A 23,726-nucleotide genomic window follows, 5' to 3' on the forward strand; every position below is an offset into this window, starting at 1 on the left:
ATACAGGAATTAAAGCACTCATTTTGGAGTGCTTATTTTGTAATGAATTTTTTACAAGCTAGGGATAAATGAAAAGAAGGTGACAAGATGCCTAAAAATAAAGATTATACTGCACAAGAAGTAATTGCTTTAACTGTTACTTATATGAATAGCAGTCATGTGGCTTTTGTCAAAAAAGCATGCGATTTTGCTAAGAATGCCCATAAAGATCAATTCAGAAAATCTGGAGAGCCTTATATTATTCATCCAATACAAGTAGCGGGCATTTTAGCTGAATTAAAAATGGATCCTGTAACAGTGGCAACGGGATTTCTTCATGATGTTGTAGAAGATACTGAATATACTTTTGAAGATATTTCCAGAGAATTTTCACCTGAAGTAGCCATGCTCGTTGATGGCGTTACTAAACTAGGGAAAATTAAATATAAATCACACGAAGAACAACAAGCAGAAAATCACCGTAAAATGTTGTTGGCAATGGCAAAAGACCTAAGAGTTATCATGGTTAAGTTAGCTGACCGTTTGCACAATTTACGCACATTAAAATTTCATAGACCTGAAAAGCAAAGACGTATCGCAAATGAAACTCTTGAAGTCTATGCTCCACTAGCTCATCGATTAGGGATTAATTTAATTAAATGGGAATTAGAAGACACTTCTTTGCGTTACCTAAATCCTCAACAATATTACCGTATTGTTCATTTAATGAATTCTAAAAGAGAAGAACGAGAAAAATATATCACAGATTCTATTTCAAAAATTGAAGAGTCTGTAGAGGAATTAAATATATCTGCAGATATTACAGGCAGACCAAAACACATCTATTCCATTTACCGCAAAATGCGCGATCAGAAGAAACAATTTGATCAAATTTATGATCTATTAGCTATTCGCGTGATTGTAGACTCGATTAAAGATTGTTACGCAGTGTTAGGTGCGATTCATACACGTTGGAAACCGATGCCTGGTAGATTCAAAGACTATATTGCTATGCCAAAATCGAACATGTACCAGTCCATCCACACTACCGTTATAGGGGAATTTGGTAAACCAATAGAAGTTCAAATCCGCACAAAAGAAATGCATGCAGTTGCGGAATATGGAGTTGCAGCTCACTGGGCATACAAAGAAGGCATTACCAAAAAAGTTGAAGATGATTCAGATGGTAAAAAAATCTCTTGGTTTAGAGATATTATTGAATTACAGGATGAATCCAGTGATGCAAGTGACTTTATGGAAAGTGTCAAAGAAGATATTTTTAAAGACAAAGTTTACGTCTTTACACCAAAAGGCGATGTCAGCGAATTGCCTTCTGGTGCTGGCCCGTTAGATTTTGCATTCAATATTCATACTGAGATAGGGAATAAGACGACTGGTGCTAAAGTTAATGGAAAGATCGTTCCCTTAAACTACAAATTAAAAACGGGTGACATCATTGAAATTTTAACTTCTCCAAATTCTTATGGACCAAGTCGTGATTGGATCAATTTAGTATCAACCAGTAAAGCCAAAAATAAAATAAAACGTTTCTTTAAATTACAAGATCGTGAAGTTAATGTTATAAAAGGTCGCGAAATGGTTGAAAAACAGTTAACTGAAATGCAATTTCCGCCGAAAAATTTCTTGACGAAAAATAATATCAAAATGCTTTTAGAAAGATTTAATTTCACTTCAGAAGACGACTTATATGCTGCCGTAGGATATGGTGAATTAACAGCTCTTGTAGTAGCCAATCGTTTAACGGAAAAAGAGCGCAGAGATCGAGATCTTGAAAAGAAAATCCAAGATACTACGTCAATAGAATTGAAAACTAAAAAAGAACCTGAAAAAATCAAAATAAAACATGAGGGCGGCATTGTCATTCAAGGAATAGACAATTTACTGATTCGTATCAGTCGTTGTTGCAATCCTGTTCCGGGTGATGAAATTGTTGGATATATTACAAAAGGCCGTGGGGTTTCGATTCATCGAAAAACGTGTCCAAATGTTTTAGCAGCAAAAGATGCTGAAAATCGATTAATTGATGTTGAGTGGGAAGATACGACATCTAAGAGTCAAGAATACAATGCGGAATTACAGATCATTGGCTATAACCGTTCCGGTTTGTTGAATGAAGTACTGCAAGTTGTAAACAGTACGACCAAAAATTTAAACAATGTGAATGGAAAAGTAGACAATAACAAAATGGCTACTATTACATTAACAGTGGGTATTCAAAATATTCAACAATTAGATAAAATTGTTGAAAAAATAAAATCGATTCCTGATGTATACAGTGTGAGAAGAATGTCTTCTTAATAGTAATAAAGAAAGTAGAAGTTACCTATCTTATAGGATATTTCTGCTTTTTTTATGGGTTCTTTTACAATTGTTGAGATGCCCTAAAGGATATTTCTTTTGGAATAGAAGTAATCTTATCTTTCAAATTAATACCAGGTCCGATACAATTGTTAAACAAGAAGATAGACAAGCAAAAATTCTTAGAAAGTAAAAAGGTGGTCCAAGATGAGAGTTATCATACAAAGAACAAAGCAAGCAAGCGTCAGCATTGAAGAATCGGTTGTGGGAGAGATTGCTCACGGATTCGTTCTATTGGTTGGAATAGAAGAAGAGGATCAACAAGAGGATATCGAATACCTTGTACGTAAAATCAGTAAAATGCGTATCTTTGAAGATACACAAGGAAAAATGAATTTAAGTATAGAGGATGTTGGTGGAGAAATTCTTTCCATTTCTCAATTTACACTACATGCTGATACTAAAAAAGGGAATCGCCCAAGCTTTATTAAAGCAGCAAAACCAGACATGGCTATTCCAATTTATGATGCGTTCAATAATCAGTTAAGAGCGACCGGTCTTACGGTTCAAACAGGAATATTTGGCGCAGACATGCAAGTTTCGCTTGTAAATGATGGTCCAGTAACCATTATCATAGATAGTAAACAACGTTAAAAAAACTGAGCATATAAGGGGATTCCCTTGTATGCTCAGTTTTTTGTTTACTATGGAATAAAGTATTGATTCAATGATTGATAAAGGATCTCTGCAATAGAAGATTGATAGGATACGGAATTGACCGTATCTTGATCTACATCATTATTTAGATATCCTAATTCAAGCAGGATGGCAGGCTGAGTATTTTCTCTTGTGACGTAGAAATCCCCAAATCGCACACCATTATTTGGCAGTAAGCCATTTTGTTTCAAATTAGCATTTACGATTTCAGCTAATGGCATGTCTTTGTCATGGTAATAGTACGTTGTAGTACCACTGATTTCATTAGCTATTTCAGTTGAATCATAGTGTAAACTAATGAATACATCTGCATTTGATTGATTACTGATGACCGCTCGCTCATCTAAACTGACAAATTCATCATCTGAACGCGTCAAGATAACATTTGCTCCAGCATCACGCAACCGGTTAGCCACGAGCTTAGCTGTATCTAGTGTAACATCTTTTTCATAAAATGAATGTGCTAAGGCACCAGGATCATCTCCACCATGTCCGGCATCAATTACGATTGTTGCTTCAGCTAAGGAAGTGATGTTGGCAGTTGGGGCAGGTGTTTGGTTGGCTGATAAGTCTACCACCCAGTTGGCTACATAACCCATTTCACCATTTGCTAACTCTATTTGATACCAATCGCCTTTAGTAGAGAGATAGGTGAAACTTTCTCCTTTTTCAGCAGTTGCCACAACACTACTTTCAACAGAAGGGCTGGTACGTATATTCGTCCTAGCGCCACGAGTTGTAACGGTTTGTATAGGCGCTGAGTCTTCTTCTGCTACTGCAACAGTGGTTGTTTCAGTAGATGATTCAGTAATTTCAATTAACTTTGAACTGATCCAAGCAACTTGTCCATAATATTGAACTTGTGTCCAACCTTCTTGTTGGAATAATACAGTTAGCTCTGTTCCATTGACTACTTTTCCAAGAATAGTAGAATCCGCATTGCTTTCACTACGTATATTTACTTCGTCTCCAGTAACCACACCAATTTTATTGGTTGCAGCACTCACTTCGGTATTCTCAATAAGCCAGCTGGCGATCCAGCCGATCTGATCATTGCTTAAACGTACTTTATACCATTCATTTTCCTCAGTTAACATGGTTACTTTTTCTCCGCCAGTAACCTGGGTCATAATGTCGTAAGATAGTCCTGGTCCTGTTCGGACATTGACAACACTCGCATCCACTTTGATGGTTCCTTGATTAGCCAGAACGACGGTGGCAAAAGTAGTTAATCCGATAAACAATGCAATGATGAACAATGTAACAATCTTTTTTTGCTTTTTTAATGTCAATTTATTTTCCACTGATAGTTTCACTACTTTCTTAATGGCGGTAACGCAACCAACTATAGATTATATGTACTTTTCAATTATAGCAATGATGCGCTTTAATATGCAATTAAATCCTAATATTCCTTTATTTTTTTTATGAATTAACAGAACAAAACCTTTTTACTTTCTAGTCTTGACATTGTTTATGCTTTCTTGTAATCTTACATTATTGTATATAACACCCAATGAGAGAAAAAGTAAGTAGTTCTGACGTGTGAATAGAGAGAATTTCCTTAGGCTGAAAGAAATTCCCGTAGAGTTAACTGAAAGACATTCTTGAGGGTTAGCAGTGAAAAGCTGTTACGTTACGAGCGTTAATCGTTGAGGAAAGCTTAGGCTTTCAAACAAAGGTGGTACCACGATAATAACTAATCATTCGTCCTTATTCTATTTAGAATAAGGGCGTTTTTTTTGTATTTTTTTAGAATAATTGTAAAAAATAAGGAGTGTTGATTAATGGCTATTCAAAAACCTAAAGGGACAGCAGATTTATTACCAGAAGATTCAAGAAAATGGCAATACGTTGAAGAAATTTTAAATATGGTATTGGCTGATTATCAATTTGGAGAAATAAGAACACCTATTTTTGAGAGCTATGATCTATTTTCTCGCGGTGTAGGAGAAACAAGCGATATTGTTTCAAAAGAAATGTATGATTTCTATGATAAAGGCGAACGTCATATGTCGCTTCGTCCAGAAGGAACAGCGCCAGTTGTTCGTGCATTTGTTGAAAACAAACTATTCGGACCTGAACACAATAAACCATACAAAGTTTATTATAAAGGTCCAATGTTCCGCTATGAACGTCCTCAAGGCGGTAGAATGAGACAATTCCACCAATTAGGTGTTGAAGTTTTTGGCAGTACAAATCCGGCAACAGATGTAGAGTCAATGGCTCTTGCCATGGCTTTGTTTGAAGAACTTGGCCTAGAAAAATTGACTTTAGTGATCAATTCATTGGGAGACTCTGAAAGTCGAGTAGCTTATAGAGAAGCTTTAATTGCTTATTTAGAACCTCATTTCGAAGAGTTAAGTGCCGATTCACAAACACGCTTGCACAAAAATCCTTTACGTGTATTAGACAGCAAAGATAAAAAAGATAAAGAAATTGTTAAAAATGCTCCATCTATTCTAGATTATTTAAGTGAAGATTCAGCAAACCACTTTGAAGCCGTTAAAGAAATGTTAACAGCTTTAGATATTCCTTTTGTAATCGACAGCAATATGGTTAGAGGATTAGATTACTATACGCACACGATTTTTGAAGTAATGAGCGATGCCCCAGGATTTGGTGCAATTACAACAATTTGTGCCGGTGGCCGTTATGATGGATTAGTAGAAGAAGTGGGTGGTCCTGCTACTCCTGGTTTTGGCTTCGCGCTAGGCTTAGAACGTTTAATGATGACATTAGAAGCAGAAGAAATTGAAATACCGGATACGCATGAAGTAGATGTCTATGTTATTGGTTTAGGAGAAGCAACAAATCTTGAATCGCTGAAGATCGTTCAAGCTGCTCGAGGAGCTGGATTGTCTGCTGAACGAGATTACATGAACCGTAAAATAAAAGGCCAGTTTAAAACAGCTTCAAAACTAAATGCCAAAGTGGTAATTACTTTAGGCGATGCAGAATTAGAACAAAAAGAAGTGAATTTTAAAGTCATGAAGACTGGAAATGAATCAAAAGTTCCATTAACAGAAGTCTACAAAGATTTTGAAAAATTATTTAATTTAAAAGTAGCAGATATGACAGCTTTCAATGACTTTTTCAATAAAGAAGATTAAATAGGAACAACTAGTGATAGGAGCTGGAGCAAATGGGAAAAAGAACAGAATATTGCGGGAAAGTCTCGCGTGATTTATTAGGACAAGAAGTGATTTTAAAAGGATGGGTACAAAAAAGAAGAGATTTAGGAGATTTGATTTTTATTGATTTACGCGACCGCGAAGGAATCGTTCAAATCGTTTTTAACCCGACTTTTTCAAAAGAAGCATTAGCTATCGCTGAAGACGTACGTAGTGAATATGTCCTTGAAGTTAAAGGGAAAGTTGTTGAAAGAAAAGAAGCTGTGGTAAACAAGAATATCTCAACGGGAGAATTAGAAGTCGAAGTATATGATGTCAAGGTTCTTAACGCTTCAAAAACAACACCGTTTTATATTGAAGATGGTGTAGCTGTATCCGATGATAAAAGAATGCAATACCGTTACCTTGATCTAAGACGTCCAGAGATGACTCAGAATATGATCTTGCGTCACCAAATGACAAAATCAATTCGTCATTATTTGGATGATCATAACTTTATTGACACTGAAACACCTTATTTAACGAAATCAACTCCAGAAGGAGCGCGAGACTATTTGGTACCATCTCGAGTTCATCCAGGTCATTTTTATGCATTGCCTCAATCGCCACAATTATTCAAACAACTCTTAATGGGAGCTGGATTTGATCGCTATTATCAAATCGTGCGTTGTTTTAGAGATGAAGATTTACGTGGAGACCGTCAACCGGAGTTTACTCAAGTCGATATTGAAACCAGCTTTTTGGAGCCTGAAGAGATCCAATCATTTACTGAAGAATTATTAGCTAAAGTACTAAAAGATACAAAAGACGTTGAATTGACGTTACCATTCCCACGTATGGGATATGACGAAGCAATTAGTCGTTACGGTAGTGATAAACCAGATGTTCGTTTTGGATTAGAATTAGTAGACGTTAGTGATTTAGTGAAAGATTCTAGTTTCAAAGTCTTTAGTGGAGCAATTGAAAATGGTGGAGCTGTTAAAGCCATCAACGCTAAAGGAGCTGCCAGCAACTATTCTCGAAAAGATATTGATGCTTTAGGCGAATTTGTTTCTGTCTATGGAGCTAAAGGTTTAGCATGGTTAAAAGTTGAAGATGATGGCTTAAAAGGACCAATCGCTAAATTCTTTAAAGAAGATGCAGAAGCATTGATTGAAAAAATGGAAGCTGAAACAGGTGACTTGTTATTGTTTGTGGCTGATAAAAAATCCGTTGTCCATGATTCATTAGGCGCATTGCGTTCGAAATTAGGAAAAGAGTTAGAATTGATCGATGAATCTGTTTATGCCTTTATGTGGATCGTTGACTGGCCGTTACTGGAGTACGATGAAGAAGCAGGGCGCTACTCAGCTGCTCATCACCCGTTCACAATGCCAAAAGAATCTGATATTGATTTACTTGAAACGAATCCTGGAAAAGTCTACGCTCAAGCATATGATATTGTATTAAATGGCTACGAATTAGGCGGAGGTTCAATTAGAATTCATACCCGTGACTTACAAGAAAAAATGTTTGCAGCTTTAGGATTTTCAAAAGAAGAAGCAGAAGAACAATTTGGGTTCTTGTTAGAAGCGCTTGACTATGGTTTCCCTCCACATGGTGGAATTGCCTTAGGACTTGACCGTTTTGCAATGCTATTGGCAGGTAAAGAAAATATTCGTGAAGTGATTGCTTTCCCTAAAAATGGAAAAGCGACAGATCCATTAACTTCAGCACCTAGTTTGGTTAGTGAAGCACAATTAGATGAATTATCAATTCATACAACAAAAATTGAAGATTAAATTGTAAAAATTTCTTTGACAGTAAAAAACGTGAGCAACCGATTGTTGCTCACGTTTTTTTTGTTAATTAGAAAAAATTATGTCGAAACGAATTAAGATTTAGCTTGTTATTCATATTTAATTTTGTCAAAATAGACTAAGGAAACAAAATTTGGGAGGTTTATAGATGAATGCAAAAAGATGGAGTGCGATTGGTGTTGCACTAGGTATTTTTATTTTTTCAGTATTTTTCAGTAATTATTTTTCTTATATTGTCGAAAAACAAGAAGCAACGGAATCGTTAAGCGATAGTGTATTAGGTTTTTTAGGCACTACTGTACTGGAAGAAAGTTTATTAGAGGCTGGGGATGCTTCTAAACGAATCGTATTGTTGTCAGTAGACGGAACAATTTTGGATGGTCAGACATCTGGCTTTACAGGAGATTCAGTGTACGATCATGACTTATTTTTACAACAGTTGGAACAAGTATTAGTAGACGATACGATCAAAGCAATTGTTTTATCCGTCAATACTCCAGGTGGAGGTACATACGAAAGCGCCCAAATCAAAGATAAACTAGTTGAAATTCAAGAAACAACCGAAAAACCTATTTATGTTTCAATGGGAAGTATGGCTGCTAGTGGTGGATATTATATTTCAGCTTCAGCAGAAAAAATATTTGCTTCTGAAGAAACTCTGACAGGATCGATTGGTGTCATTATGTCCGGAACGAATTTTAGTGAGTTGTTTGAAAAAATCGGGGTCGATGACACGACTATTAAAAGTGGCGAGTTTAAAGATATTGGCTCTTCAACTCGAACAATGACTGAAGAGGATGCAGAAATTTTACAAACGATGGTAAATACCTCGTATGACCGCTTTGTAGACGTTATTGTCGAAGGTCGTGGAATGGATGAAGAAGTCGTTAGGGCAATAGCTGACGGGCGTATTTACGATGGCGCACAAGCTGTTTCAAATGGTTTAGTAGATGAAATCGGCTACCAAGAAGATGCTCTTGAAGCGATAAAAAAAGATTATGATTTAGAAGATGCAGAACTATTCACTTATCAAGGTCCTTCAATGTCATTTACTTCACTATTTAGTTCGAAAGTAAGTAGCCTGTTTCAATCAGGTGAGACCATGAACTCAGATATTGATAAACTGATGACTGCAATAGGAACACCCGATTCTCCTAAGATGATGTACTATTATGGAGGTGAGTAGAATGAGCACACCTTCCAATAAAAATGAACACGAACACTTGAAAGGGCCGACCCAAGAAAAAAAAGGCGATACAAAAGAGCTAGATTTAAGTGAGTTGAAAAAAGCGTTAGCTAGTGAAGAAGCGGAACTTGAACGCGCAAAACGATTAAAACGCTTGGAACAACAGAAAGAACAAATGGAAGCAACGATTATTGAGGAAGATTCTGCTGTTAAGCCAGTTTCACAAGAATCTCAAGATAAATCAACAGAAAAAATAAGTTCACAAGATCTTAGAGATGCTAGACGAAAGTATTGGCAAGAAAAACAAAAACAAGAAGAACGCAAACGCAAACCTTTTCACAGTTATCCTGCCTTTTTTTATACAGGATTTTGGTTTAGACTTTTTGCTTTTTTAATTGATTTACTCGTAATCTCAAGTATCAACCGATTAATTGTTCAACCGCTGTTCTTATTATTGAGATACCCATTAAATGATGATGCTTTTTCAGCGTTTTCATTAAGTAAATTGGCTATTTACTTACTTTATTTTGTACTGGCAACAAAATTAACGAATGGCCAAACAATTGGGAAAATCATTTTTGGTATTCGAGTAGTCAGTTTTAAAGAAGAAAAACTAAGTTGGACAACGGTAATTATCCGGGAATGTTTTAGTCGCTATATTTTAAAAACATTTCCATTTATCTATCTAATGGTATTGTTTACGCAAGAAAAACAACATTTAGGTGATTTTTTCAGTGATACATCTGTTGTTTCTGAAAATTTAATTCGAGCAAACCAATTGTCATTTGAAAAGCAATAAATGAAAGAACAAGATCAAGCTTGGTTGTTCTTTTGAAACAACTAGCTTAGAATAAAAGAAAATGCATTTAACGTTAGGAGAAAAAAAGATGGTTTTATTAGGTTCACATGTTTCAATGGGTGGAAAAAAAATGTTGCTTGGTTCAGCTGAAGAAGCGAGCAGTTACAACGCTACAACGTTCATGATTTATACTGGAGCTCCACAAAACACACGACGCAAATCAATTGAAGATATGAATATTCCGCTGGGTACTTCCTTTATGCAGGAAAATAATCTGTCTAACATGGTTGTTCATGCTCCATATATTATTAATCTAGGCAATACCATCAAACCTGAAAATTTCACATTTGCGATTGAGTTTTTAAGAGCAGAAATTTTAAGAGCGGAAGCATTAGGAGCTAGACAAATTACTATGCATCCAGGCGCACATGTAGGTGCTGGATCAGAGGCAGGTATTGCTCAAATTATTAAAGGATTAAATGAAGTTTTGCATAAAGATCAACTAGCACAGATTGCTTTAGAAACAATGGCTGGAAAAGGAACTGAAGTAGGACGTAATTTTGAAGAAATCGCTAAAATTATTGAAGGTGTAACTTTAAACGACAAACTCTCTGTAACAATGGATACCTGTCATATAAATGATGCCGGCTATAATGTAAAAGAAGATTTTGATGGTGTTTTAAATGAGTTTGATAAAATTGTAGGATTGGAACGACTTAAAGTAGTTCATGTAAATGATTCAAAAAATCCACAGGGCAGTCATAAAGACCGTCATGCAAACATTGGCTTTGGAACGATTGGGTTTGACGCTTTAAATAAAGTTGTTCACCATCCTCAATTAACCAATGTGCCTAAAATATTGGAAACTCCCTATGTTGGAGAAGATAAGAAAGATAAAAAAGCACCTTATGGCTATGAAATCAAAATGCTAAAAGAACAAACTTTTAATCCCAATTTATTAGAGGACATTTTAAACCAAGTAGGCTATTAATCCTAAGAGAAAAAGAAAGTAACCTTTCTTTTTCTCTTTTCTTAACTCGATTATTTCCTAAATAAAGCATTTTATGACATACTTAATAGGTGAATAAAGCTTTACAGGAAAGTAAAGTGTCTTTTTTAAGAATAAAGACAATGTTTTCATCCTTAAGGCGGATGCATCAATCAAAAATATACAGTATAATTAAAGCAATAGAATAATATAAGAAAGAAGGATGACAAAATGAAAAATATGAAAAGCGGCACAAAAATAATTATAGGAATTATCGTAGCTGTAGTGATTATCGCTATTCCGTTAATTAGTTCGTACAATGGATTGATCAAAGAAGAAAGTAACGTGGATCTTGCTTGGTCACAAGTTGAATCACAATTGCAACGTAGAAATGACTTGATTCCTAACTTGGTTAATTCCGTTCAAGGCGCGATGGATCAAGAAGAAGAAGTGTTTACAGCAATAGCAGATGCACGTGCTTCATTAAGTGGAGCGGGTTCGATGGAAGAAGAAGTAGAAGCAAATAACGAAATGAATTCAGCTTTATCACGATTATTAGTAGTGGTTGAAAGTTACCCAGAGCTAAAATCCAATGAAAATGTAACAGCTTTAATGGATGAATTAGCAGGTACAGAAAATCGAATTGCCGTTGAAAGACAACGTTACAATGAGACAGTACAAGGATACAACAATCGTGTGAAACGTTTCCCAGGTTCAATTATTGCAAGTATGACTGGATTTTCAGAAAAACCTTATTTTGAAGCAGTTGAAGGTGCTGAAATAGCTCCTGAAGTGAATTTTGATAATGATGAGGAATAATCATAAAGTCTTATGTGTTAGGAGGAAATTTAGTGAGGAAAATTGACCGTTTTTCAATTTTAAGTTTTTTCTCGATTTCTTTCGGATTGTTGCTTATGTTACTATTTCCTTTAACTGCCGAGGCGGCTGTTGATTATCCAGAACCTTCTACTGAATTTTATGTTTACGATGAAGCAAATTTGCTTTCTGACGAAACAGAAAAATTTATTATAGATGTCAATAAACATTATGAAGATACCCAAGAGAAGCCGCAAATAGTTGTAGCCACTGTAAATAGTTTGCAAGGTGTGACAATTGAAGAGTACACGGTTGAATTGTTTGAAAAGTGGGGAATTGGGAATTCTGAGTTAGATAATGGGGTCTTGATTCTTTTATCTGCTGAGGAACGTGAAATTCGTTTTGAAATTGGCTATGGATTAGAAGGTGCTTTGACAGATAGTGGAACTGGAGCGATCTTAGATCGGAATCTTGAAGATTTATCCAATGATAATTACGATGCGGCATTGAAAAATATTTTTACTGAAACAGCAATAAAAGTTAATGAAGAATATCAGTTTGATAATGACACGATTTTTTCAGGCTACGACGTCAATGCCGAAGATTATGAAGACGACTCAGGAGACTTTCCGGCTATCCTTATAGTGGTGCTTATCTTCTTTGTTATCAGCAGCTTTTTTGGAGGCGGCGGATCGGGTGGCGGAAGAGGAAGACGAAGCAGCATGTGGCCTTTCTTACTTGGAATGTCCGGCGGAAGTCGTTACCGTGGAGGCGGTGGCGGTTTTGGCGGCGGAGGTTTCGGTGGTGGAGGCGGCGGCTTTGGAGGCGGCGGATCATCCGGTGGTGGAGGATCAAGCCGAGGATTCTAAAGTATAGCTAGATTCTTTGAACTAAATCAGTAGCAAAAAAATCTTAATGCCCCTGTCGTATAGAGGGGCATAAATAAACAAGTAATTTAGTAACAAATACTGTTAATGTCTAATCTAATAAACAATTATAGGTCTAATAGAGAAGTATACGACATGGAAATAGGGCAGAATTAGATGATTAAGAGGGATATAATGAGAAACATTAAAATGACGATTGAGTATGATGGCGGTAGATATTTAGGTTGGCAAAGGCTCAGTGATTCAGACAAAACCATTCAAGGAAAAATAGAAAATATTTTGACCGCAATGACAGGAACAAAAACTGAAATAATCGGATCAGGACGTACGGATGCCGGAGCTCATGCTAAAGGGCAGGTAGCCAATTTCAAAACAACATCTACCATGGAATTTCCAGCGATGTTGGACCATCTAAACCGTTATCTCCCACGTGATATTGTCGTGAAGAAACTTGATGAAGTACCAGAAAGATTTCATGCTAGGTATAATGCCAATGGAAAAAAATATAGCTACTATGTCTGGAATAATAGTGTCCCTTCTGTATTTGAGCGCAATTTCAGCTATGATTTTCCTGGAGAACTTGATATTGGCAAAATGAACGAGGCTTGTAACAAGCTTGTTGGAACCCATGACTTCATAGGTTTCTCTTCACTTAAAAAATCTAAAAAATCGACAGTTAGGACTATCAATGAAATCACGATTCATAAGGAAGGCGATCTGCTGCACTTTACGTTCGTAGGAGAAGGTTTCTTATATAAAATGATTAGAATCATTATGGGAACGCTCCTAGAAATTGGAGCGGGAATGACGGAGCCGGAATCTATTGATGCTATCTTTAAGAGCGGAATCCGAAGCGATGCCGGCATGACAGTTCCTTCTCAAGGATTGTTCCTAGATGAAGTTTATTATGACTAATTAGACTAGTTAACGGATATCCTTTCTAACTTTAGCTAAAATTTATCTAGATAGTGGACTGGTCTTTCAGAATATAAAGAATAAACCTAAAAAATTATAGCTTAAACGCTTTAATTCTTCAGGTTTATTTTTTTGCGACGAATAGAAAGATTACATGGTCTATTCAATTAGAAATAGGCTACACTTAGTTTTGTTCGTATTTTTTATGTGCAATTTGCAAAGTATTGATAATAATTGCAGCTGTCTCTTCAATCGATTTTTTTGAAACATTGATCACTAAACACCCTAGTTTATCATATAAATCTTTTGCGAAAACGAGTTCTCGATCAATTCGATCTAATTTAGAATATTCCGTATCTGGATTCATTCCATAAGTTATCATTCTTTCACGACGAATAGAATTCAGCGCTTCACGGTCACTGGTTAAACCAACTATTTTTTTAGGATCAACTTCCCATATTTGTTCGGGTATGTGTGCTTCAGGGATAAGAGGCAAATTAGCAACTTTATAATTCTGATTAGCTAGAAACATACTAAGAGGTGTTTTTGACGTTCTAGAAATCCCAAGCAAGACGATGTCAGCTTCTAAAAATCCTTTTGGATCACGACCATCATCAAATTTAACAGCAAATTCAATTGCCTTTATTCGATTGAAATAGGTTTCATCTAAAAGATGCAAAGCTCCTGGCTTTTGTATAGGAACCATTTCAGAACGTTTTTCAAGTTCGCTTATGATTGGAGAGAGTGGGTCAAAACAAACCAACTCATGTGTTTCACAAAACGTTTTAGCTGTTTTATTTAATTTTTCATCTACCAATGTATGAAGGACAATCGCATTATCGACTTCTGCTTTTTCTAAAATAGATAAAAGGGTGTCCGATCCGCGAATGAAAGGGTAGGCTGAAACTTTAATATCTGCATCAGGAAACTGAGTCATAGCAGCTTGTCCAAGTTGACTAGCTGTCCCGCCTACTGAATCGGAGATGATATAAAAATTAATAGTTGATTTTGAAGACATGTTGTTCCTCCTTTTTGTATCTGCTTACTTCATTAATAGTATACAAGAACCACCAACTAAACAACAATAAATCACTTGAAATCAAGAACTTGATTAAGCTGTAGCATATGCGTTATACTATGTGATGGTAATTGGATCATGTAAAGGAGGCGATCACTTATATGACAGCAGTTGAACAAGCAATTGAAACGTTAAAAGAACATGGATATAAATACACAGATAAACGTGAAAATATGTTATCGGTATTTGCAGCTGAAAATCGTTATCTAACCGCAAAAGAAGTGCAACTTGGATTGAAAGAAAGATACCCTTCTATCAGTTACGATACGATTTATCGAAATATCTATACCTTTGTAGAATTAGAGGTACTTGAAGAAACTGAATTAAATGGAGAAAAAATGTTTCGTTTTGGGTGTAAACATACTGGACACCACCATCATTTTATTTGTACTAATTGCGGAAAAACAAAACAAATCGAAATGTGCCCAATGAATTTCTTTGAAAATCAACTAAATGGGTGCCAGATTGAATCTCATCGATTTGAAATTTTCGGAAAATGTGAAAATTGTTCTAAATAAATGGTCTAAAAAGCAAAAAACTGCTTATTTTTTGTTAAAATATGGAAATGTTGTATTGACGTAAAAAAATACATTCGATATAATAAGGAAGGACAGTGTTTAAGAATACAGTAATTTTATTAATGTGTTCTAAAATTACAGTTACTTTTTCAAGCACGGAGGGAGGGAATTTATATGTCAAAAACAGTTATTAAGAAAAATGAATCTCTTGATGATGCTCTTCGTCGCTTCAAACGTTCCGTTTCAAAAACAGGTACTTTACAAGAAGCTCGTAAACGCGAATTCTATGAAAAACCAAGTGTGAAACGTAAGAAAAAATCTGAAGCAGCTAGAAAACGTAAATTCTAGTAAAATGCTTTTAGGATTGAGGGTGGGAAAGTCTTGTCACTTTTAGAAACCATTAATGAAGACATTAAAACTGCGATGAAAGCCAAAGATAAAGAAACTTTAGCTATTCTACGTATGTTAAAAGCTGCATTGCAAAATGATCAAATCAGCAAAGGTAATGATTTAAGTGAGGATGAAGAGTTAACAGTTCTTTCTCGCGAAATGAAACAACGTCGTGAATCTCTTGCGGAGTTTAAAGAAGCTGGTCGAGAAGACCTAGTTGAACAAACTGAAGCAGCTATGCACCTTGTTGGTAACTATTTACCTCAGCAACTTTCTGAAAACGAACTTAAAGCGATCATTCAAGAAACTATTACTAAAGTAGACGCTAAGTCTATGAAAGATTTTGGAAAAGTTATGGGAGTTGTTGTGCCTTTAACAAAAGGTAAAGCAGATGGTAACGAAGTCAATCGATTAGTAAAAGAACTTTTGAATGCATAAAGGATAAGCAATTATCCGTTGAAAAAGATAAAGTTAAGATAATTCTTAACTTTATCTTTTTTTCTGCTCTTAAGGTTTAAGAATTGGATTTCTAACTGAGAAGGAAAGCTTCATTTTAAACAAAAAATGTGCTATTCTTTAAAGTATAGAAAGAAGAAGGAGAGTGTTGTTTGGTTGACTAACTTGACGAACGAAACACGTTTAGTAAATTTGAAAAATGAAAATACTACAGCTATTCTATTTGGTGCTCAAGATAAACATTTAATGTTATTAGAAGAATCAATGGAAGTTATCATTAACAGCCGTGGAAGCCATTTAGAAATTATTGGCTCTGAAGAAAACACAGCTATAGTTGAGGAAATCCTTAATCAATTAGAAGAGTTGATCAAACGCTCCATTCAAATTGGTCCATCAGATGTGGTCACTGCCATCAAGATGGCTAAAAAGAATACATTGCAATTTTTCATCAGCATGTATGAAGAAGAAATTGGGAAAGATCATAGCGGCAAACCAATACGAGCAAAAACATTTGGTCAACGTCAATATATTCAATCCATTAAAAAAAATGATATTACTTTTGGTGTAGGACCCGCTGGAACAGGTAAAACCTATTTAGCTGTTGTCATGGCAGTTGCTGCTATGAAAAAAGGGGAAGTGAAAAAAATCGTCTTGACTCGTCCGGCTGTTGAAGCAGGCGAAAATCTTGGTTTTTTACCTGGAGATTTAAAAGAAAAAGTCGATCCGTATTTGCGTCCAATCTATGATGCTTTGTATAGCGTGTTTGGCTTGGAGCACACTACTCGTTTGATGGATCGCAACGTTATCGAAATTGCTCCATTAGCCTATATGCGAGGGCGTACGTTGGAAGATTCTTTTGTTATATTAGATGAAGCACAAAATACGACAAAAGCTCAAATGAAGATGTTCCTGACTCGTCTTGGTTTTGGTTCTAAAATGATTGTAAATGGAGACGTTACTCAGATTGATTTGCCTAGAGGAGCTATCAGCGGATTGGTCCATGCTGAAAAAGTATTACACAAAGTTAAAGGGATTGATTTTGTGCAATTTGACTCGAATGATGTCGTGCGGCATCCAGTAGTTGCAAGTATTATAAATGCTTACAGTGAAGAGAAAACGATGAGCGAAGTAAAAAAAGACGAAATTGAGAAACTGAGCACTGAAAAAAATGAATAGGAAGTGAAGGAATGCGAAGAAATTTAATACGCCTTCAGAAAAAACTGGGCAAGCTATATATTCCTTCTATTCTTTTGCTTACTTCTGTGATTTTATTTTTTATTATGTACAGCACTGTTAAACCCACTGCTTTAGACATCGAGTTGTTTCAAGTGGCAGAAGAGACCATACGTGCAAATGCAACTGTAGAAGATACAGAAAAGACAAAAGAAAATAAAGAAACTGTCGCAGCAACGGTTTCTCCTGTATACACGTATAACCCAGACTTGAAGGCTATCCAAACATCAAAAGTAGAAGTTTTATTTGCTACGATAGATGAAGTGATTCAAGAAACAGATAAAAAATATGAAGCTGACTTGAAAGAAGCAAGAAAAAAAGCTGCCGAAGACGATCCTGAGATAAGTGCTGAGGAATTATCAGAAATAAAAGTATCTAGATTATCAGAAGATGAAATTCTGAGGTCATTTAAAGAAAAACTAAATAACTTAGACGATGCCACAAAAGAATTTATTGATATGCTTCCAGATTGGGCTGTTTCAGATTTGTTGTCTACGAATGAAGCAACTTTAGTAGGTATGAGAGAATCGATTATTTCTGTGGTATCACAATTCATGACTCACCCTATTAAAAGTGAAGAAGTAAGTGAAATTAAAGTAGAAGCCAATAACAATTTGGATTATTCTGATTTAGACTCAAATAACCAACGCATCGCAAGCCTGATCATCGATAATGCCATTGTTGAAAATAATACCTACAATGCAAATGCTACAGAGCAAAAGAAAATTGAAGAGATGGCTAATGTTCCTCCTTCGCTGATTTTGCAAGGGCAAGTAATCGTTCAAGAAGGACATGTTGTTGACAGCAATGATATGCATCAGCTTGAATTACTAGGTGTTCTAGACAATTCTTCTTCAAAACAATCTTTATATGGTCTGATAGTATTGATCTTTACGCAAGCGTTGCTTTTGTATTATTTAGGCAAATCTAGAAAAATTGACAGAATCGATCATGGACGTCAAATTACGTTCTATTCTATTATTATGATCGTCTCTTTAGTGCTGATGAAAAGTTTGCAACTGCTTCAAAGTTCAGATATCGATTACATCGGTTTATTGTATCCAGCTGCGTTAGCTTCAACGTTATTAACGGCATTTGGCTCACGACGTTTTGGGATATTGGCAAATGGATTTACAGCTGCATTTTCTATCTTTATTTTCAGCCCAGATTCAGGCACTAGTTTTAGTATCATTTTAGTCCTGTTTTATCTATTGAGCGGTATGATGGGTACAATGATTACGCGTACTAAAATTACCAACCAATTCTGGTCTAGTTTTATTTGGGTCACTGTATTCAATGCCTTGTTTATCAGTTCATTTATTTTATACTTAAATATGCATTTTTGGTCGCAACAAGTTTTTCTAATGATTTTCTATGCCCTCTTAAGTGGAATCATTTCTTACTTACTGGCTGTACTTCTATCGCCGTACATTGAAGTTTTGTTTGAAGAAAATGCCGTATTGACGTTAACTGAATTATCTAACCCAAACAGCCCATTGCTAAAAGAACTGCTGACAAAAGCTCCAGGGACCTATCACCATAGTTTAATGGTAGCGAACTTAAGCGCAAATGCAGTCGGGGCTATAGGAGGAGATTCCTTATTTGCTCGAGTGGCTTGTTACTATCATGATGTTGGAAAATTGCGTCATTCACTCTTTTTTGTAGAAAATTTGCCGCCTGGGATGGAAAATCCACATAATTTATTAACTCCTTTTGAAAGTAAAGAAATTATTTTTGGACATGTTAGTGAAGGGGTCAAAATGCTTGAAAAAGCTAAAATGCCTCAATCGATTATTGATATCTGTGCTCAGCACCATGGGACAACACTTATGAAATATTTCTACGTTACGGCTAAAGAAAAAGATGAAACCGTACTTGAAAGTGATTTTAGGTATCCGGGGCCAAAACCGCAAACAAAAGAAGCAGCCGTCATCAATATTGCAGATAGTGCTGAGGCAGCTGTAAGGTCAATGTCGCATCCGACTAAAGAATCCATTGAAAAATTTGTTCATAATTTAATTAATGGAAGGATCACAGATGGTCAATTTGATGAATGTTCGATTTCTTTACAAGAATTGAAGATAGTTGAAAAAGCGATTTGTGAAGGATTGAATGGGACTTTCCATTCGAGGATCGAATACCCCACGCTGAATAAGTAATATCAGCTGAGGAGCACCAATTGAGGAATAAAAAGGAGTGAGGATAGTACTTATGGAATTAGATTTGTATGATGAAACCAGCAAAATTACTACTGAACAAAAAGAATTAATCCAGTCGTTATTAGAATTTGCTGGAGATCATTTAGAGTTGCCAAAGGATACTGAGATGTCAGTGACGTTTGTTGATAATGAAAATATTCAAAAAATCAATAAGACGTATCGTGGAAAAGATCAACCAACGGACGTCATTAGTTTTGCAATTGAAGATGAAGCAGAAGACGAATTAATGATCAACTTTGATACTTTAGAAGAACCTATGCCAAGAAATATTGGCGACATTATTATTTCTGTTGATAAAACCGCAAGCCAAGCCGATGAATATGGACATTCTTTTGATCGAGAATTAGGATTCTTGGCCTTGCATGGATTTTTACATTTGAATGGGTACGATCACATGACCCCTGAAGATGAAAAAGAAATGTTTGGATTGCAGAAAGAGATATTAGAAGCCTATGGACTTAAAAGATAACAAGGAAGTAGTGAAAAACTCTAGATTTTCAGATTCCTTTAAATACGCATTTAAGGGAGTTCTAACGGTATTTCAAGAAGAACGGAATATGCGTTCCCATATTGTGATTGGTTCAATAGTTCTATTGTTGTGTGTTTTCCTTAATTTAGCTGTCAATGAATGGTTATGGGTTATTTTCAGTATATTTTTAGTGATCATAATGGAAGTTTGGAATACGGTCATTGAAAACGTGGTTGATTTAGCTGCTGGGGAACAATATCACTCTCTGGCAAAGAAGGCGAAAGATATGGCTGCCGCAGCTGTTCTAATGACAGCAGGATTTTCCGTTGTGGTAGCAGCAATTATTATATTACCTAAATTATGGCAAATACTATTTTAAAGGGGATCAACATTTATGCACACTACAGAACAAAAAGTCGAAGAATTAATTCAAAAAGCAACAGATATGCTAGATAAAGCTTATGTTCCTTATTCCAATTTTCCAGTTGGAGCAGCTCTTTTAACGAAAGAGGGAGAAGTATTTTCAGGATGTAATATTGAGAACGCCTCTTTTGGTTTAACAAATTGTGCTGAGCGTACAGCGATTTTTAAAGCAGTTTCTGAAGGAAAAAAAGAGTTTGATTATTTGGTGGTTACCGGTGATACAGATGGACCTATCTCACCTTGTGGGGCTTGCAGACAAGTACTAGCAGAATTTTGTAGTCCAGATATGCCTGTCTTATTAACGAATAATAAAGGAAATAAACAGATAACAACGGTTAGCGAATTGCTACCCGGAGCTTTTAAATCGGAGGATATGGTTTAATGAAAAATAAAAATGAGCACAAATCAGGTTTTGTTTCTATAGTTGGACGCCCAAATGTAGGTAAATCAACGTTGTTAAATAGAATTGTAGGACAAAAAATAGCGATCATGAGTGATAAAGCTCAAACGACAAGAAACAAAATTCAAGGGATCTACACAACTCCAGAATCACAAATCGTATTTATTGATACTCCTGGTATTCATAAACCAAAACATCGTCTTGGAGATTTCATGGTGGAATCAGCTTTTAGTGCCTTTAGAGAAGTTGATGTGATTTTATTTATGGTAAATATTGCAGAAAAACGCGGTCCTGGAGACAATTTTATTATGGAAAGACTAAAAACAGTAAAAAGTCCCGTATTTTTAGTTCTGAATAAAATTGATAAAATACATCCAGATCAATTGCTGCCGATTATCGAAGACTACCGTTCACTAGTAGATTTTGCACAAGTTATTCCGATTTCAGCCTCTGAAGGAAACAATGTAGATACATTGTTAGAGGAAATTACAAAATATCTACCTGCTGGACCTCAATTCTATCCGGAAGATCAAGTGAGCGATCATCCCGAATACTTTATCGTTTCTGAATTGATTCGTGAGAAAGTATTAGAGTTGACTAGAGAAGAAGTTCCTCATTCTGTGGCGGTAGTAGTAGAAAGTATGAAACGCAATGAACTAGGGAAAGTCCAAGTTCATGCAGCGATCATTGTAGAACGTTCAAGTCAAAAAGGCATTATTATTGGTAAAGGCGGAAAAATGCTGAAAGATATTGGTATTCGTGCGAGAAGAGATATCGAAGTGTTACTGGGAGACAAAATTTACCTTGATCTTTGGGTAAAAGTTCAAAAAGATTGGCGCGACCGTCAAACGAATTTACAAGACTATGGTTACCGCAAAGATGATTATTAAGCAATACTAACCAACTAAAAAAACAAACCATATTTTATGGTTTGTTTTTTTAAGCGGAGCTCGTATCTCGTAGGAGGATTCTAAATGGCTCAAGTAGAAGAAGTAGAAGGCATTGTGTTATCTGTGCGAAATCATCGCGAAAACGATCAATTAGTTAAATTATTTACCAATCGCTTTGGCAAAAGAATGTTTTTTGTTAAAGGAACCAGAAAGCAAAAAAATAAACTTAGAACTGCAGTTTTGCCATTTACGAAAGCGACGTATATTGCAGATATTCGTGATACTGGGCTTTGTTTTATAAGAGATGCAAAAGAAGTTGACCAGTATAAAAGTATGCAAACCGATATTTTTTTAAACGCTTATGCAACGTATATTTTAAATTTAGCGGATGCCGCTTTAGACGATGGTGTTGTAGATAGTACGTTATTTCATAAAATAGACCGGTGCTTAACCGAAATTGATGAAGAAACGGATCCAGAAATCGTTGTCAATATATTTGAAATCCAGATTCTTCCATACTTTGGTGTTTCGCCTGAACTAAGAGGCTGCCGTGTGTGCGGAGATACAGATGGACCTTTTGATTACTCAGGCAGTTATGGTGGATTGCTATGCCAAAATCATTGGCATTTAGATCGTCACCGCTATCATGCAAGTAGAAGAGCGATTCATTTTATACGGCTGTTCTCAGTGGTTTCGTTGGATCAATTAGGTGCTATTACCGTTAAAGAAGAGACGAAGCGAGAAATCAGAACATTGATTGATCTTATCTATGATGAATCGGTCGGAATCAAATTGAAAAGCAAAAAATTTATCGATCAAATGTATACTTGGGGCAACCTCTTAATAGATAAGAGAGTTCCTCCGAATAAAACACCAGATGAGAATGAAAGTAATGATTGACAAAAGTTCTTATGACAAGCTATGATAGTAACAACTGAATAACCAGCGATGAAAGAAAAGAGTAAAAATTTTTCTTCTATAAAAGCGAACTTGGGATAGTGAAAGCCAAGTATAGACAAAGTTTTGAAAGGCCTTCTGGAGCTGTTTACAAAAAGAGATGCTAGTTTTTTATAAACTAGAATTAGGGTGGAACCGCGATTGTACTATCGTCCCTATGCTGATCCTGATCAGCATAGGGACTTTTTTTGTCTTATTTTTTAGTTACCATTAGGATTTGAAATGAAAAGGAGAATGCCGTAATGAAAGAAAACAGTTTAACGTTTCAAGAAATCATTTTGACTTTACAAAAATATTGGTCTGATCAAGGGTGTCTATTGCTCCAATCTTATGATACAGAAAAGGGTGCAGGAACGATGAGTCCTTATACGTTTTTACGTGCTATTGGTCCTGAACCATGGAATGCAGCTTATGTAGAACCCTCAAGACGTCCAGCAGATGGCCGTTATGGTGAAAATCCAAACCGTTTATTCCAACACCATCAATTTCAAGTCGTTATGAAACCTTCACCGGATAACATCCAAGAACTTTATTTAGAAAGTCTTCGCTTATTAGGCATTGATCCTTTAGAACACGATATTCGTTTTGTGGAAGACAACTGGGAAAATCCTTCTATGGGATGTGCAGGTTTAGGTTGGGAAGTTTGGTTAGATGGAATGGAAATCACTCAATTTACGTATTTCCAACAAGTTGGTGGGTTAGAATGCAATCCTGTAACTAGCGAGATCACATTTGGTTTAGAACGTTTAGCTTCTTACATTCAAGATGTCGACAGTGTTTATGATATTGAATGGACAAAAGGCGTGAAATATGGCGAAATCTTTATTCAACCTGAATACGAGCATTCAAAATACGCTTTTGAAAATAGCAATCAAGAAATGCTTCTAATGTTATTTAATGAATATGAAAAAGAAGCTACTACCCAAATTGAAGCAGGCCTGGTTCACCCAGCTTATGATTATGTTTTAAAATGTAGTCACACCTTTAATTTGTTAGACGCAAGAGGGGCCGTTTCTGTTACTGAGCGTGCTGGATATCTGGCTCGTATTCGTAAAATGGCTCGTTCGATTGCAAAAGCTTTTGTTACAGAACGTGAAAAATTAGGGTTCCCTTTGCTTCAAGGTCAATCTGTCGAAAATAAGGAGGCAAAGTAA

Annotated in this window: 23 protein-coding genes and 2 other annotated features; of the genes, 21 read left to right on the forward strand and 2 right to left on the reverse strand. The window is 35.8% G+C overall.

Annotated elements, in window-relative coordinates; translation table 11 throughout:
- The first annotated feature begins 87 nt into the window (after positions 1-87).
- Both ABS911_RS03755 and dtd read left to right on the forward strand, forming a co-directional pair.
- On the forward strand, positions 88-2,298 hold the full coding sequence (locus ABS911_RS03755) for a RelA/SpoT family protein (RefSeq protein ID WP_502880493.1): 2,211 nt from the start codon (positions 88-90) through the stop codon (positions 2,296-2,298).
- Between the two features lie 207 nt (positions 2,299-2,505).
- Complete coding sequence (gene dtd, locus ABS911_RS03760) at positions 2,506-2,952, forward strand: D-aminoacyl-tRNA deacylase (RefSeq protein WP_350466374.1); 447 nt, start codon at positions 2,506-2,508, stop codon at positions 2,950-2,952.
- Between the two features lie 50 nt (positions 2,953-3,002).
- Here the strand turns inward: dtd and ABS911_RS03765 are convergent, their stop codons facing one another.
- Positions 3,003-4,307 carry an N-acetylmuramoyl-L-alanine amidase family protein gene (locus ABS911_RS03765; RefSeq protein ID WP_350466375.1) on the reverse strand — a complete coding sequence of 435 codons (1,305 nt, stop codon included), beginning with the start codon at positions 4,305-4,307 and terminating at the stop codon, positions 3,003-3,005.
- A gap of 215 nt (positions 4,308-4,522) precedes the next feature.
- Positions 4,523-4,733: a binding site (T-box leader), on the forward strand.
- Positions 4,734-4,802: 69 nt separating this feature from the next.
- On the opposite strand from ABS911_RS03765, the gene hisS reads away from it, so the two are divergent.
- The 8 genes from hisS to truA all read left to right on the forward strand — a co-directional run bounded on the left by hisS (position 4,803) and on the right by truA (position 13,539).
- Positions 4,803-6,128, forward strand: coding sequence for a histidine--tRNA ligase (gene hisS / locus ABS911_RS03770; protein ID WP_350466376.1), 1,326 nt, complete (start codon positions 4,803-4,805; stop codon positions 6,126-6,128).
- A 32-nt stretch (positions 6,129-6,160) separates the two neighbouring features.
- Entirely contained in the window at positions 6,161-7,930 is a 1,770-nt protein-coding gene (aspS, locus tag ABS911_RS03775) for an aspartate--tRNA ligase (RefSeq protein ID WP_350466377.1), read from the forward strand.
- 166 nt (positions 7,931-8,096) lie between these two features.
- Positions 8,097-9,134, forward strand: coding sequence for a signal peptide peptidase SppA (gene sppA / locus ABS911_RS03780; RefSeq protein WP_350466378.1), 1,038 nt, complete (start codon positions 8,097-8,099; stop codon positions 9,132-9,134).
- Position 9,135: 1 nt separating this feature from the next.
- The gene (locus ABS911_RS03785; RefSeq protein WP_350466379.1) at positions 9,136-9,933 is read left to right on the forward strand and encodes an RDD family protein; all 798 of its coding nucleotides are present in this window, start codon (positions 9,136-9,138) and stop codon (positions 9,931-9,933) included.
- 88 nt (positions 9,934-10,021) lie between these two features.
- A complete protein-coding gene (locus ABS911_RS03790) occupies positions 10,022-10,924 on the forward strand; it encodes a deoxyribonuclease IV (RefSeq protein ID WP_350466380.1) in 903 nt (300 codons plus the stop codon).
- A 228-nt stretch (positions 10,925-11,152) separates the two neighbouring features.
- On the forward strand, positions 11,153-11,740 hold the full coding sequence (locus ABS911_RS03795; protein ID WP_350466381.1) for a LemA family protein: 588 nt from the start codon (positions 11,153-11,155) through the stop codon (positions 11,738-11,740).
- A 32-nt stretch (positions 11,741-11,772) separates the two neighbouring features.
- On the forward strand, positions 11,773-12,606 hold the full coding sequence (locus ABS911_RS03800) for a TPM domain-containing protein (protein ID WP_350466382.1): 834 nt from the start codon (positions 11,773-11,775) through the stop codon (positions 12,604-12,606).
- A gap of 192 nt (positions 12,607-12,798) precedes the next feature.
- Complete coding sequence (gene truA, locus ABS911_RS03805) at positions 12,799-13,539, forward strand: tRNA pseudouridine(38-40) synthase TruA (protein WP_350466383.1); 741 nt, start codon at positions 12,799-12,801, stop codon at positions 13,537-13,539.
- 184 nt (positions 13,540-13,723) lie between these two features.
- Here truA and ABS911_RS03810 read toward each other — a convergent pair whose 3' ends face one another.
- Positions 13,724-14,557, reverse strand: a complete 834-nt coding sequence (locus tag ABS911_RS03810) for a pyruvate, water dikinase regulatory protein (RefSeq protein WP_350466384.1) — start codon at positions 14,555-14,557, stop codon at positions 13,724-13,726.
- A gap of 152 nt (positions 14,558-14,709) precedes the next feature.
- Here ABS911_RS03810 and ABS911_RS03815 point away from each other — a divergent pair, with 152 nt between their 5' ends.
- The 11 genes from ABS911_RS03815 to glyQ all read left to right on the forward strand — a co-directional run bounded on the left by ABS911_RS03815 (position 14,710) and on the right by glyQ (position 23,726).
- Positions 14,710-15,135, forward strand: a complete 426-nt coding sequence (locus tag ABS911_RS03815; RefSeq protein ID WP_350466405.1) for a Fur family transcriptional regulator — start codon at positions 14,710-14,712, stop codon at positions 15,133-15,135.
- 174 nt (positions 15,136-15,309) lie between these two features.
- A complete protein-coding gene (gene rpsU / locus ABS911_RS03820; RefSeq protein ID WP_007725241.1) occupies positions 15,310-15,483 on the forward strand; it encodes a 30S ribosomal protein S21 in 174 nt (57 codons plus the stop codon).
- A gap of 33 nt (positions 15,484-15,516) precedes the next feature.
- Positions 15,517-15,963 (forward strand): GatB/YqeY domain-containing protein, encoded by a 447-nt coding sequence (locus ABS911_RS03825; RefSeq protein WP_350466385.1) that lies wholly within the window; start codon positions 15,517-15,519, stop codon positions 15,961-15,963.
- Between the two features lie 183 nt (positions 15,964-16,146).
- Positions 16,147-17,157 carry a PhoH family protein gene (locus ABS911_RS03830; RefSeq protein ID WP_350466406.1) on the forward strand — a complete coding sequence of 337 codons (1,011 nt, stop codon included), beginning with the start codon at positions 16,147-16,149 and terminating at the stop codon, positions 17,155-17,157.
- Positions 17,158-17,168: 11 nt separating this feature from the next.
- The gene (locus ABS911_RS03835; RefSeq protein WP_350466386.1) at positions 17,169-19,373 is read left to right on the forward strand and encodes an HD family phosphohydrolase; all 2,205 of its coding nucleotides are present in this window, start codon (positions 17,169-17,171) and stop codon (positions 19,371-19,373) included.
- A gap of 52 nt (positions 19,374-19,425) precedes the next feature.
- A complete protein-coding gene (ybeY, locus tag ABS911_RS03840) occupies positions 19,426-19,902 on the forward strand; it encodes an rRNA maturation RNase YbeY (protein ID WP_350466387.1) in 477 nt (158 codons plus the stop codon).
- Positions 19,886-20,281, forward strand: a complete 396-nt coding sequence (locus ABS911_RS03845; protein WP_350466388.1) for a diacylglycerol kinase family protein — start codon at positions 19,886-19,888, stop codon at positions 20,279-20,281. The genes ybeY and ABS911_RS03845 overlap by 17 nt, the downstream gene beginning before the upstream one ends.
- A 15-nt stretch (positions 20,282-20,296) precedes the next feature.
- Entirely contained in the window at positions 20,297-20,707 is a 411-nt protein-coding gene (locus tag ABS911_RS03850; RefSeq protein ID WP_350466389.1) for a cytidine deaminase, read from the forward strand.
- The gene (gene era, locus ABS911_RS03855) at positions 20,707-21,615 is read left to right on the forward strand and encodes a GTPase Era (protein ID WP_350466390.1); all 909 of its coding nucleotides are present in this window, start codon (positions 20,707-20,709) and stop codon (positions 21,613-21,615) included. Before ABS911_RS03850 ends, era begins: the two co-directional genes overlap by 1 nt.
- A gap of 84 nt (positions 21,616-21,699) precedes the next feature.
- Positions 21,700-22,515: a DNA repair protein RecO gene (gene recO / locus ABS911_RS03860; protein ID WP_350466391.1), complete on the forward strand. Its 816-nt coding sequence runs from the start codon at positions 21,700-21,702 to the stop codon at positions 22,513-22,515.
- Between the two features lie 39 nt (positions 22,516-22,554).
- Positions 22,555-22,732 (forward strand) — a binding site (T-box leader).
- A gap of 82 nt (positions 22,733-22,814) precedes the next feature.
- A complete protein-coding gene (gene glyQ, locus ABS911_RS03865; protein ID WP_350466392.1) occupies positions 22,815-23,726 on the forward strand; it encodes a glycine--tRNA ligase subunit alpha in 912 nt (303 codons plus the stop codon).

It is taken from the genome of Carnobacterium sp. (genome assembly GCF_040274425.1).

Excerpts from the sequence above, each read along its gene's own strand:
- ABS911_RS03755 (WP_502880493.1), top strand. The coding sequence starts at position 88 with ATGCCTAAAAATAAAGATTATACTGCACAAGAAGTAATTGCTTTAACT.
- dtd (WP_350466374.1), top strand. The coding sequence starts at position 2,506 with ATGAGAGTTATCATACAAAGAACAAAGCAAGCAAGCGTCAGCATTGAA.
- hisS (WP_350466376.1), top strand. The coding sequence starts at position 4,803 with ATGGCTATTCAAAAACCTAAAGGGACAGCAGATTTATTACCAGAAGAT.
- aspS (WP_350466377.1), top strand. The coding sequence starts at position 6,161 with ATGGGAAAAAGAACAGAATATTGCGGGAAAGTCTCGCGTGATTTATTA.
- sppA (WP_350466378.1), top strand. The coding sequence starts at position 8,097 with ATGAATGCAAAAAGATGGAGTGCGATTGGTGTTGCACTAGGTATTTTT.
- ABS911_RS03785 (WP_350466379.1), top strand. The coding sequence starts at position 9,136 with ATGAGCACACCTTCCAATAAAAATGAACACGAACACTTGAAAGGGCCG.
- ABS911_RS03790 (WP_350466380.1), top strand. The coding sequence starts at position 10,022 with ATGGTTTTATTAGGTTCACATGTTTCAATGGGTGGAAAAAAAATGTTG.
- ABS911_RS03795 (WP_350466381.1), top strand. The coding sequence starts at position 11,153 with ATGAAAAATATGAAAAGCGGCACAAAAATAATTATAGGAATTATCGTA.
- truA (WP_350466383.1), top strand. The coding sequence starts at position 12,799 with ATGAGAAACATTAAAATGACGATTGAGTATGATGGCGGTAGATATTTA.
- ABS911_RS03810 (WP_350466384.1), bottom strand. The coding sequence starts at position 14,557 with ATGTCTTCAAAATCAACTATTAATTTTTATATCATCTCCGATTCAGTA.
- rpsU (WP_007725241.1), top strand. The coding sequence starts at position 15,310 with ATGTCAAAAACAGTTATTAAGAAAAATGAATCTCTTGATGATGCTCTT.
- ABS911_RS03835 (WP_350466386.1), top strand. The coding sequence starts at position 17,169 with ATGCGAAGAAATTTAATACGCCTTCAGAAAAAACTGGGCAAGCTATAT.
- ybeY (WP_350466387.1), top strand. The coding sequence starts at position 19,426 with ATGGAATTAGATTTGTATGATGAAACCAGCAAAATTACTACTGAACAA.
- ABS911_RS03845 (WP_350466388.1), top strand. The coding sequence starts at position 19,886 with ATGGACTTAAAAGATAACAAGGAAGTAGTGAAAAACTCTAGATTTTCA.
- ABS911_RS03850 (WP_350466389.1), top strand. The coding sequence starts at position 20,297 with ATGCACACTACAGAACAAAAAGTCGAAGAATTAATTCAAAAAGCAACA.
- era (WP_350466390.1), top strand. The coding sequence starts at position 20,707 with ATGAAAAATAAAAATGAGCACAAATCAGGTTTTGTTTCTATAGTTGGA.
- recO (WP_350466391.1), top strand. The coding sequence starts at position 21,700 with ATGGCTCAAGTAGAAGAAGTAGAAGGCATTGTGTTATCTGTGCGAAAT.
- glyQ (WP_350466392.1), top strand. The coding sequence starts at position 22,815 with ATGAAAGAAAACAGTTTAACGTTTCAAGAAATCATTTTGACTTTACAA.